This is a genomic window from Alicyclobacillus sp. SO9 (assembly GCF_016406125.1).
Classification (GTDB): Bacteria; Bacillota; Bacilli; order Alicyclobacillales; family Alicyclobacillaceae; genus SO9.
In genome coordinates this window covers 652,949-665,083 of the sequence record NZ_CP066339.1, presented here as the reverse complement: position 1 = coordinate 665,083, position 12,135 = coordinate 652,949, and the positions used below count along the sequence as shown (strand labels likewise).

General features: G+C 50.9%; 8 protein-coding genes. All 8 read right to left on the bottom strand.

Features of this window, described 5'->3' with window-relative positions; genetic code table 11:
• Positions 1-53 precede the first annotated feature (53 nt).
• On the bottom strand, positions 54-1,532 hold the full coding sequence (locus GI364_RS02860) for a M23 family metallopeptidase (protein WP_198852218.1): 1,479 nt from the start codon (positions 1,530-1,532) through the stop codon (positions 54-56).
• Positions 1,533-1,751: 219 nt separating this feature from the next.
• Positions 1,752-2,699: an HPr(Ser) kinase/phosphatase gene (gene hprK / locus GI364_RS02855; RefSeq protein WP_198852217.1), complete on the bottom strand. Its 948-nt coding sequence runs from the start codon at positions 2,697-2,699 to the stop codon at positions 1,752-1,754.
• Positions 2,700-2,852: 153 nt separating this feature from the next.
• A complete protein-coding gene (locus GI364_RS02850) occupies positions 2,853-3,971 on the bottom strand; it encodes an ABC transporter ATP-binding protein (RefSeq protein ID WP_198852216.1) in 1,119 nt (372 codons plus the stop codon).
• A 165-nt stretch (positions 3,972-4,136) separates the two neighbouring features.
• A complete protein-coding gene (locus tag GI364_RS24810) occupies positions 4,137-5,288 on the bottom strand; it encodes a PucR family transcriptional regulator (RefSeq protein ID WP_233095986.1) in 1,152 nt (383 codons plus the stop codon).
• The gene (gene uvrA / locus GI364_RS02840) at positions 5,285-8,158 is read right to left on the bottom strand and encodes an excinuclease ABC subunit UvrA (RefSeq protein ID WP_198852215.1); all 2,874 of its coding nucleotides are present in this window, start codon (positions 8,156-8,158) and stop codon (positions 5,285-5,287) included. The genes GI364_RS24810 and uvrA overlap by 4 nt, the downstream gene beginning before the upstream one ends.
• A gap of 65 nt (positions 8,159-8,223) precedes the next feature.
• Positions 8,224-10,215 (bottom strand): excinuclease ABC subunit UvrB, encoded by a 1,992-nt coding sequence (gene uvrB, locus GI364_RS02835; RefSeq protein ID WP_255524557.1) that lies wholly within the window; start codon positions 10,213-10,215, stop codon positions 8,224-8,226.
• Between the two features lie 283 nt (positions 10,216-10,498).
• Positions 10,499-11,299 carry a flagellar motor protein MotB gene (locus GI364_RS02830; protein ID WP_198852214.1) on the bottom strand — a complete coding sequence of 267 codons (801 nt, stop codon included), beginning with the start codon at positions 11,297-11,299 and terminating at the stop codon, positions 10,499-10,501.
• Complete coding sequence (locus tag GI364_RS02825) at positions 11,283-12,092, bottom strand: flagellar motor protein (RefSeq protein ID WP_198852213.1); 810 nt, start codon at positions 12,090-12,092, stop codon at positions 11,283-11,285. Before GI364_RS02825 ends, GI364_RS02830 begins: the two co-directional genes overlap by 17 nt.
• Positions 12,093-12,135 lie beyond the last annotated feature (43 nt).

The following is a 12,135-nucleotide window of genomic DNA, read 5'->3' as shown; positions in this document are numbered from 1 at the left end:
GGTCAATTTCTACTGTAAGTTCCCTACTTCAAAAGAATCTCTAAAAGCAGGTCTTACATGTATGGCTGGGGATTAATGTGCTGTCCATTTTTGCGAATTTCGTAGTGCAGATGCGGCCCAGTTACAAAGCCGGTAGCACCTGAATAGCCAATCACTTGTCCCTTTGCCACTGTTTCTCCGGGATGAACCTTCACTTTCGACAAGTGTCCGTAGACTGTCTCAATGCCATGGCCATTGTTCAGCTTGATCCAGATGCCATAGCCTCCGCTGTTCCATCCTGCGTCCTCCACAACACCGTCGTTGGTTGCAACAATAGGTGTTCCAACTGGGCAACCAATATCAATGCCGGGATGGAAGCCCCAGCGTCCAAATAAATAGCGGGGTCCATATCCAGATGTGATGATGTGCGAGGACGGTACGGGCCAAATCCAGTTACCCGCGGCAATACCGCGATTTGTACCTACGTCCTCAACCTGTGTGACTGGTTTCTTAAGGACGTCTTTGGAAAGTACCTTGCTGGACACCAGTTTCCCGTTTTTGTACACCTGACGGACCTTCTCAGACACAACGCCTGACTGGCCTTTCGCTACCACTTTTACCGTTCCCGCTGCCGCACGAGCATCTTTAATGCGTTTCACAGGATATTTGACATTGACCTGTTTTTGGACGACTTCACTGGCGTCGACCGTTAACAATGGTTGGCTTGTCGACTGCTTTGCAGCCTTTGAACGAGACTGGGCAAAAGTGTCCGTTGTTACTGACACTTTCGCGGAAGCAGGGAACTCATGTACGGATGCGGACGGGGAGAAATTCGAGACCTGGATGTTTGGGCCTCCATGAGCCCTTGCGGCAGAAAGGATATTGACGGAGCGAGAAGAGGTAGAGAAGTTCTGCCCAGGATTCAACAGATACAGTGCGGCTGCCTGGGTTGACAGAATCTGCGCAACGCCGACAATCGACTGTTGTACCGAAACTGCCCCGCTAAACTGGACCTGTGCCGTTGCACTGAGATGCTTCGGTACGAGAGCCTGCTTAACCTGACGAATTACCTTCTGTGCAGCTGACGGACTATTGGTATACACCAGCGGCGACCCGTTTAATGCTACGGCATATGCTTTTTCAGGCAGTGTGGTTACACGCTGCCAGTCGTATGACCCCGCAACCTGCTTGTGTACCGGGACAAATTGCAGGTTAATGTTGTAACCCGCTGCTGTCCGTTTCATCCCTGATATCGTTGCATTATTGCTTGGAACAAGTCCGACGTAAGTTCCGTTCGTAAACACTTCATTCCATGCCTTTGTGTGATTGATATGGGAGCTGACAAAACCTCCAGACAATACGAGAAACGTTGCCGCTGTCGATCCTGCCACAATAAACCTCGGTTGCTTATAAGGAGTCCAATCTATTTCCTGAACTGACTTTTTCATTGACTGCCAGTTTATCTTGTTTATCAAGCGAAGTAATTTCTGATGAAGTGAAGGATCACCGAGTGCTCCTTGCCACTGGCGATTCCCGCGCCTAAACCAACGCATACTGCAGCCCCTTCCCGTAGACATACCAGGACACTTTTCGACAAAAAGGGGCCAAATTCCTGCTATCTCAACAGGTTATTTTGATTAAGTTACTATCCATAGTTAAGGAACGCAGGTTGCATCCGGAGTATTTGTAATGTTCTTGAAGTCAATGAGAGGAGTGAGAGGAGCGGTATCACAAAGAAACTGACATCTTTGGGAGAGAGGCCGGTTTTCAAATCAGTCGAAGTCCTCATCTTCCGAACTGACGGTGCGGTTTAACTGCTCTGAGAATTCCAGTGCCGCGTTATAACCGAATGCTTTTAACCGATGATTCATTGCTGCGACTTCAATAATTACAGCCAAATTGCGTCCAGGACGGACTGGCACTGTTACGGCTGGAACTTCGGTATCCAAAATTTGAACACGCTGTTCGTCGAGACCAAGTCGATCGTAGGCAACATCGTCTCTCCACGCTTCTAAATGGATGACAAGTGCCAGCTTTTTATGCGTACGTACGGAACCTGCTCCAAACAGGGTCATCGCATTCAAAACGCCCAATCCGCGAATTTCCAGCAGGTGTCGCAACAGAGGCGGCGGACTGCCCACTAGGTTGTTGTCCGAAACTTGACGGATGACCACGGCGTCGTCTGCGATAAGACGGTGCCCTCGCTTAATTAATTCAAGCCCGGTTTCACTCTTACCTATACCGCTGGAACCGGTAATAAGGATGCCAATTCCGTATACATCTACAAGCACCCCGTGGATTAGGGTTTCTGGAGCTAAACGCTCTTCAAGCCAACTCGAGATTGTATTCATGGCACGTGTCGTCACAAGATCGATACCGAGTACAGGCAAACCGCGGGCTTCTGCCTCTCGTAAAAACGCTTCAGGGGGCGTCTCTCCTCGAGTTACAACGACACAGGGAGTTTGGTCGTAGGAGCAAAAAGCAAACACCCTTACAGCCTGTTCTCGCTCGTCCATGCCATGAAGAAAAGACAGTTCTGTCCGACCCATCAACTGAATTCGTTCAGCAGGGTGGTATTTCAGGTACCCAGCCAAGGCCAGACCAGGGCGGTTAATGTCAATAGTGGAGACCGCACGGGTGAAGTCCGCGTGTTCTGTGAAAACGGTGAGATTTAACCCGTCAACTAAATCCTGGACTGTAATGACCTGGTCCTTACTCATACATCCCATCCTTTTCAATCGGGCGCGTGCTGTCCCGTAGACACCTAGGAGAGCGGCGAAATTCACCCGCCGCTCCCTGGATACATCCATTCTACTGCATACCCCTGCAAATAATAAGGGGGACTGAAGCGAAGTCTTGCCTTAAATTTCGCTTTACTGGCCGAAGGGAACTGCCTCTTCCGTTTCTGCATCAAAGATATGGACCTTATTGACATCCAGCGCCAAATTCAATGAGCTCCCTGGTGTGAAATCAAAACGTGAGCTGACACGGGCTATTGCAGACTGTCCACCTTGGTTGATGTGCAAATACACTTCAGAACCCATATGCTCAACAACATCAATTTTCACATCCATCGTTGCCTCAGGGTATGCATCCCGGGTTGTTTCGTCGTCGTGCATGTCCTCCGGGCGCACGCCGAGAACCACTTTCTTGTTCATGACTCCTGCACTCTTGAGGGATTGATAACGACCCTCAGGCAGCAAAATCGATACTTCCGGTGCACGGAAGTAGACTTTTCCGCCTTCCTCAACCAATTCACCGTTAAAGAAGTTCATCGCTGGTGAACCGATAAAGCCAGCAACAAAGATGTTGTTTGGCTGACTGTACACACGCTGGGGGGTGTCGACCTGTTGGATGACGCCGTCCTTCATAACAACAATGCGATCGCCCATGGTCATAGCTTCCGTCTGGTCGTGCGTGACGTAGATAACAGTGGTCTGAATCCGCTGATGGAGCTTAACAATCTCAGCGCGCATCTGAACTCTCAGCTTTGCGTCAAGGTTCGACAGAGGTTCGTCCATGAGGAACACCTGAGGCTCGCGAACAATGGCACGACCCAGCGCAACACGCTGCCGTTGACCACCCGAAAGCGCCTTCGGCTTCCTGTCCAACAAGTGCTCGATGTCCAGAATTTTAGCGGCTGAGCGGACACGCTCGTCAATATCTGCTTTTGGAAACTTGCGCAGTTTTAGACCAAACGCCATGTTTTGATACACGCTCATGTGTGGATACAAAGCGTAGTTCTGGAACACCATTGCAATGTCACGGTCTTTGGGTGCCACGTCATTAACCCGGCGTTCCCCAATGTAAAGGTCCCCCGAAGTGATATCTTCCAAGCCCGCTACCATACGCAGGGTTGTTGTTTTACCACATCCAGATGGACCAACAAAAACGACGAACTCCTTGTCCTGAATATCCAGATTAAAGTTTTGAACTGCAAGTACATCGCCGGAATACTTCTTCATAATGTCTTTCAAAACAACGTGCGCCAATGTAACTGCCTCCTATTCTCGTTTCACGGACAGCGCTCCAGGTATTTTAGGAATGCGTGATTCGATTCAAGCGTGTCCGTTCTCTATTACTCAGTATACAGACCCTGCAGGATTTGCTTCAGGTGCAGAGTGCATACGAATTTTGAGAGTCCATAGGCAGTTCGCCTAATCCGTTGTAGTTTCCCCTGATTGAATCGACAAATATGCCAACCACAGAATTTGTGCGTCTTGAAAGACGCGTGCATCATATCCCGTGAGTTCTTTCAGTTTGTCCAGGCGATGAATCAATGTGTTGCGGTGAATAAATAAATCCCTGGCTGCCTCACTGACGTTAAGGTTCGCTTCTACAATCCCTCGCAGCGAAACAAGAAGCTCTTCGGGCAATTGGTGAACACCTAGGTAAGGCGCCGACCCAGCCACTGGTGCGGGTTGGCCCACGCGGGACTGGACTGCATCAAGAAACCAAACAAGTGCCCGTTTTGGTACTGTGTGCAACAGAATCTCCAGCGGCCTCTCTTCCCAGATGGTCAGTTTCGTCGTCCGCACCTCGGTGTCTGTGGCCCGGAGTAATGCCAAAGACAAGAGAGATTCTCCCATGTCCTGTATGCCTGAAAAATACTTGCCCACCAGCAGGTCACAGGAGAGAAGGACATCCTGTGTCACTGCATCCAGCACTTCTTCCGCGAATATGTGAATGGGTCTAAGGGACTCTGAAGGACTTCCTTCCACAGGTTCCAACCAGTCTACATGATTTTGCAGCGCATTTTCTGCCACATAGAACAGCAGGTGTTCACCGGACACATATGTGTTCAGCCAACCGACAATGCCATTCTCAACATAACTCTCTACAACGGCGACAATATTTTGCCGCAGTTCTTGCCGTTCAGCCAACGAAACCGTTTTTGGGTACTGTGGGGTGATGAGCACAAACCGACCCGATGCATAATGGTCAGCCCAATTGCGGTCGGGAAGGTCAAACGCTGGGCTGGTCAAAACCAACTGAGCCGGCTCACTGTGCGTTTGCTCCAGGAGTTTCTCGAACCAACTGATAAGGAGTGCCTGCCGGCTCGGCTCTTCTGTCCGTCCCAGTGTCGAAAGCAGCCAGGTTATGGTTCGCCTGATTGTAACATCCGGATTCGGTTGGAACCGCGCAAATGTGGCCGCATCAAGATGTAAAGACCAGCGTCCGGCATCCAGCCACCATTCTCCGAAATGCCGCTTTACCTCGGGCATTGTGTACCTTTCAATCGTCATGTCAATTCCAGTCGTTTCGGCCCATTCCAGCAGGGGGTGACGCCACCATCCGTCTGACTTCATGAACTCGCCTCTTGTCTCGATTCCTCCAGATGTCCCTGCATCCGCTGTCTGTCTCGCTCCATCACCGGGCCCAAGTACCTGCCCGTATACGACTTTTCCACTTTGCAGATTTGCTCTGGCGTACCCGACGCCACAACCTGTCCGCCTTTGTCTCCGCCTTCAGGCCCTAGGTCAATCAGGTAATCTGCCGTTTTAATGACATCGAGGTTGTGCTCGATGACCAATACCGTCTCACCGTTGTCCACCAGTCTGTGAAGAACCGTCAACAAGCGCTCAATATCCGCCACGTGGAGACCAGTAGTTGGCTCGTCAAGAATGTACAGCGTCCGACCATTGCTCCTCCGGTGGAGTTCGGACGCCAGCTTAATCCGTTGTGCTTCACCACCGGACACCGTCGTTGCCGGCTGACCCAGATGGATATATCCCAAACCCACATCCACAAGGGTCTGCATCTTCCTTGAAATTCGCGGTATGTTCTCAAAAAAGTGAGCCGCATCCTCGACTGTCATGTCCAACACGTCGGCAATGTTTTTTCCCTTGTAGTGAACCTCTAGTGTCTCGCGGTTGTAGCGTTTGCCTTTACACACCTCGCAAGGCACGTAGACATCCGGCAAGAAATGCATTTCAATTTTTAAAATCCCGTCCCCTTTACAGGCTTCGCAGCGTCCTCCCCGGACATTGAAGCTGAAGCGTCCCTTCTTATAGCCCCGCATTTTCGCTTCATTGGTGTTCGCGAACAAATCGCGAATGTCATCAAAGACACCGGTATATGTTGCAGGGTTCGATCTCGGTGTTCTGCCAATTGGGGACTGGTCAATATCAATCACCTTATCCAAATGGTCGAGACCCTCTAGTCCCTGACAACTGCCAGGGCGTACACGAGCCCGGTTTAGGTCTCGGGCCAGGGTCTTGTAGATAATCTCGTTCACAAGAGTTGACTTCCCGGAGCCAGACACACCAGTGACACAGGTGAAGACACCGATGGGCACCTTCACGTTAATCTTTTTCAGGTTGTTTTCCCTGGCTTTTTTTACTGTCAGCATCCGACCGTCGGGCTTACGACGCTTTTCTGGTACGGGAATCAGCTTTCGACCGGACAGATACTGACCTGTCAGTGAGGCACTGTCGGACATGATGTCCTCCGGTGAACCGGCACTGACGACGTTTCCGCCGTGGACCCCTGCACCGGGTCCCATGTCAATAATGTGATCGGCCGCAAGCATTGTGTCTTCGTCATGTTCCACAACAATCAGGGTGTTGCCCAAATTCCGCATGTTCTCAAGCGTACGGATGAGTCGAGCGTTGTCTCGCTGGTGCAGTCCGATGCTTGGCTCATCGAGGATGTACAGCACACCCATCAGACTGGACCCCAGTTGGGTAGCAAGACGAATGCGCTGTGCCTCTCCGCCGGAAAGTGTCCCTGCAGAACGCGCCAATGTCAGGTAGTCCAGGCCCACATCGCGCAGGAAGCTGAGCCTCGATGCAATCTCGCGAAGGATCAACCGAGCAATGCTGTATTCTTTCTCGGTCAACTCGAGCGTATCAAAGAATGAAACGGCATCATGGACTGACAAGCGCGTCAAATCTGACACGTCCTTGCCGCCTACCAGTACGGCCAGGCTCTCCGGACGCAGCCGCTTGCCCTTGCAGGCAGGACAGGGACTGGCACTCATATAGTCTTCAATAAACTCGCGAATGTAATCTGAAGATGTGTCCCTGTACCGCCGCTCCAGATTCGGAATCACACCCTCATAGGGGATCTCCGCCGTCTTTTTCTGCCCGAAGTCATTCTCGTATGCGAAGCGAATTTTCTCTTTGGTTCCCCGCAGCAACCTCTGCAGTTTGTCTGCTGGAATGTCCGAAACGGGCACATTAATGTCAACGCTCATGGAGGTGCACGCAGCTTCCAGCAGCTTCGGGTAGTAGTTCGATGTGGAGCCTGCCCAGGGAACAATGGCACCGTCAGCAATAGATTTCGTCCTGTCGGGAATAATTAAGTCTTCGTCCACTTTCATATCCACACCCAGACCCGCACACTTCTCACAGGCACCAAAGGGACTGTTGAAGGAAAACATCCGCGGCGCCAATTCTCCAACGCTGAAGCCGCATTGGGGACAGGCGTAGTTCTGGCTGAACAGAATTTCCTCATGCTCCATGACATCTGCCAAGACAATGCCTCCGGTCAGATTCAGTGCTGTCTCCATTGAGTCCGCCATGCGGCTGGCAACGCCGTCCCTCACAACCAGACGGTCGACTACCACTTCAATGGTGTGCTTTTTGTTCTTCTCCAACTTAATGTCATCCGTCACTTCGACCATTTCTCCATCAACCCGGAGACGGATAAAGCCAGATTTCTTCATGTCCTCAAAAACCTTTTGGTGTTCCCCTTTTCTGCCTCGGACAAGGGGTGCCATGACTTGCATCCGAGTGCCTTCGGGAAACTGCAGCAATCGGTCTACCATTTGCTGCACCGTCTGCGAAGTAATAGGGATATGACAGTTTGGACAAAAGGGCCTGCCGGCACGGGCATAGAGCAGACGCAAGTAATCATAGATTTCAGTCACAGTTCCAACCGTGGACCTGGGGTTGCGACTGGTGGTTTTTTGATCGATAGAAATCGCAGGCGACAGTCCGTCAATAGAGTCTACGTCCGGCTTGTCCATTTGTCCCAAGAACTGTCTCGCGTAAGCGGACAAAGACTCCACATAGCGTCTTTGTCCTTCCGCATAAATCGTATCGAATGCCAGAGACGATTTACCTGAACCGCTCAAACCCGTCAGAACCACAAACTTGTCTCTGGGAATATCTACATCGACGCTTTTCAGGTTGTGAGCCCGCGCGCCTTTAATTGCAATTTTGTCATGTGCCAACTTCAGTTCCACTCCTTTTTCCAGAACGCATGTATATGGAACCTGTGAAGGTTCATTTGTGCCGTCTATGCACCGCGCTCTGATAGTTCCACAATCATATCCCGCAGTTCGGCTGCACGCTCGAACTGCAAGTCTTTGGCCGCTTGCTTCATTTCTCCCTGAAGTTTGGCAATCAGCTCGCGCCGCTCCTTGGCCGACATCTTCTCTGCCTTCTTTGCGGCAGTCACGTAGTCCGATTTCTCTTCCGCTGCTTTCGTCGCTTCAATCACGTCGCGCACCGCTTTGATGATGGTCTGGGGCGTGATGTTGTGTTTTTCATTATATTGTTGCTGAATTTCGCGTCGCCTGTTGGTTTCGTCGAGAGCAACCCGCATTGAATCCGTAATCTTGTCACCGTACATGACGACCTTCCCGCGTGCGTTTCTGGCCGCGCGGCCAATCGTCTGAATGAGCGACCGCTCTGCGCGCAGGAAACCCTCCTTATCTGCGTCCAGAATGGCTACAAGAGAGACTTCAGGCAAGTCCAGTCCCTCTCTCAGCAGATTAATCCCAATCAGCACGTCAAAGGCGCCGAGCCTCAGGTCCCGGAGAATGACCATTCTTTCAATAGTTTTCACGTCTGAATGGAGATAGCGAACCTTAATACCCAGTTCTTTCAGATAATCTGTAAGGTCCTCTGCCATCTTCTTGGTCAGCGTGGTGACAAGCACGCGTTCATCACGATGAATGCGTTGATTTATCTCGCCAACAAGGTCATCGATCTGTCCTTTGATGGGCCGCACTTCGATTTCCGGGTCTAGGAGGCCTGTGGGCCGAATAATCTGTTCCACCCGTTGCTGCTCATGTTCCATCTCATATGGACCGGGCGTTGCCGAAACATAGACCGTCTGCCCCACCCGCTCGGCAAACTCAGCGAAAGTCAAGGGCCTGTTGTCGGCTGCCGAAGGGAGCCGGAAACCGTGATCGACCAGGGTCAACTTGCGGGTTCTATCCCCGCCGTACATTCCCCTGATTTGAGGCAGTGTGACATGAGACTCATCCACCAAGGTCAGAAATCCATCGGGAAAGTAGTCCATAAGTGTATGCGGAGGTTCACCGGCGGACCTGCCTTCCAAGTGTCTGGAATAGTTCTCAATGCCTGAGCAGAACCCGATTTCCATCATCATCTCAAGGTCGTAGTTTGTGCGTTGCTCGAGTCGTTGCGCCTCCAACAGTTTGTTTTGACTGTGGAGTTCTTTGAGGCGCTCGGCTAACTCCACTTTGATTCGCTCCACGGCCTTTTCCAGCCGAGGTTGTGAAGTGACAAAGTGAGATGCTGGGTAGATGCCTGCGTGTTCACGGGTGCCCAGGACCTCTCCTGTCAAGACGTCGATCTCGGTAATCCGGTCGATTTCATCCCCAAACAGCTCTACACGCAGCGCCTGCTCACCCCGGGATGCCGGAAAGATTTCTACTGTGTCGCCTCGTACGCGAAAGGTGCCCCGGGTAAAGTTGATGTCATTGCGCTCATACTGCATATCCACGAGCCGCCGCAAAATCGATTCACGACTTCGTTCCATGCCTCTGCGCAAGGACAAGACGTGATTCCTGTATTCTTCAGGATTCCCCAAACCGTAGATGGCGGAAACGCTGGCGACAACAATGACGTCGTCTCGCTCCAACAGTGAAGCCGTCGCCGAGTGGCGCAGTTTGTCGATTTCGTCATTGATTTTTGCATCTTTTTCGATATACGTGTCTGTAGACGGGATGTACGCTTCCGGCTGATAGTAGTCATAGTAGCTGACAAAGTATTCAACAGCATTGTGAGGAAAAAACTCTTTGAATTCAGCTGTAAGCTGTGCAGCCAGTGTTTTGTTGTGGGCAATCACCAAAGTCGGTCGGCCGTAGCGGGCAATGATGTTCGCCATGCTGAAGGTCTTACCGGAACCCGTAACGCCGAGCAATGTCTGATGGCGAAGGTTTTGACGAAGCCCATGGACCAGTTTGTCAATAGCCTGCGGCTGGTCACCCATTGCACTGTAGCTGGACACGAGCTGAAAAGGAGAGTCGTTGCTCAAACCAATCGCTCCTTTACTGCTTTTCAAGTTTGATTCGTCGTATCAAGTTCTATGAAATCACGAATGGGCCTCTGTGACAGACCTCCGGCAAGGGTTTTTAATGTAAGACCAAAACTAACACATTGCAAGGAGGTGTTTTAAAGAGGTCCAGATGGTCATGTAAGTCGCAGTCAACACCTATAGTAACACAAAATACAAAAAAGGGAACAAACGTTCCCTAGTTGTTTGCTGAATTTGTGACGACAGATTGCTTCGGGGTCTGAATTGCAGAAGAGAAGGCTGTTTAAGACACGGAGTTGCTGCTGCCTCCCTGGACTGCCGGCGCTGTACTTGAAGTTGTAGATTTGCGAAGAATGACAATGTTGATGCGGCGGTTTTTCTGCCGATTTGCGTTACTTGTGTTGGGAACAAGCGGATGGTACTGTCCATACGCATCACCGGACAAGCGAGTTGGATTTATGCCTTGACCGGCGAAAAAACGAACTACGTTTATAGCGCGTGCTGACGACAATTCCCAGTTGGACGGGTACTTAGCTGTGTCAATCGGGCGGTTGTCTGTATAGCCTTCTACAACGATGGGGTTCTGTACCTTTTGCAGAAACGGTTCCAAGCCTTTCAAAATGGTCTTCGCACGAGGTTTTACCACGGCCTTACCGGTAGCAAACAGAACCACATCCTTGAATGTGATTTGAATGCCGCGGGCCTGGTTTTGCAGTTGTACATTCGCTTGCAGATGATGCTTGTTAATGTACTGTTGAATTTCCTTGGCCAGTTTGCTGAAAGTCTGGTCCTGCTTGGATGTAACATTGGCGGCTCCGGGAGTGAGTTTATGGCCTTTGTTAGTTTGCGATGCACTCGAAAGAAGAGCCGGTCCGACATTTTTCTCCACTTTGTCGCTCTTATGATGCAAAGCGTTCGAGAGTGATTCGGCCAAAAGCGTCATTTTCTGCACATTCACATTGGACATGGCATACATAATGACAAAAAAGATCATTAAGAGCGTAATTAAATCGGAGTAAGTAATCAACCAGCGGTCCTGGCTCTCATCCTCGTCTTCGTGCTTGCGCCTAGATTGTCTCGGCATCGACCTCACCCGCTTCCGTATCTGAGGCTTTCGCTTTGGCAATGCGTGCTTTCGGAGGCAGGAATGCGACAAGCTTTTGCCGCAGAATTTGCGGATTTTCCCCAGCCTGAATCGACAGCACGCCTTCAATCATAATTTCCCTCGTCAGCACCTCTTCCGCATTGCGCCGCTTCAACTTATAAGCTATGGGCAGCCAGATGATGTTCGCACTGGACACACCGTACAGTGTGGCCGTAAAGGCCGTAGCAATCTGCGGTCCTAATGCAGACACATTCTTGAGGTTCCCCAGTACGTGGACCAATCCCATTACCGTACCGATAATACCCAGCGTCGGTGCGTACCCGCCGGCCAGTTCAAAGACTTTCGCACCCGCCTTGTGCCGCTCTTCTATGTAATCCAACTCGGTCGTCATCATCGTCTTTACAAGTTCTGGGTCAACGCCGTCAACAATCGACTGAATTCCTTTCTGGAGAAACTCGTCGTCAAACGACTCAATCTGTTCTTCCAGCGCGAGTATCCCTTCTCTTCGAGCCGTTGTTGCCAAGGAGACGAGCCCTTCGATGATTGTCAAAGGGTCTTCTGTTTTATAAAAAAAGGCTACTTTCAAATACTTTCCGACATTCAAAATCTGTCGCATCGTCGCAGACGCAACAGTGGCGCCAATGGTTCCGCCAAAGACAATGAGAGCCGCTGTTGGTTGCACGAGCGACCCTAAAGCCCCGCCTTCACCTGAAAAAGCCACAATTAAGCTGACCAAGGCCAGCAGAATTCCGCCTATCGTTGCAATATCCACAAATACACCCTCCCAGCAAACCTGCCCTTGCTTCCACCAGAGT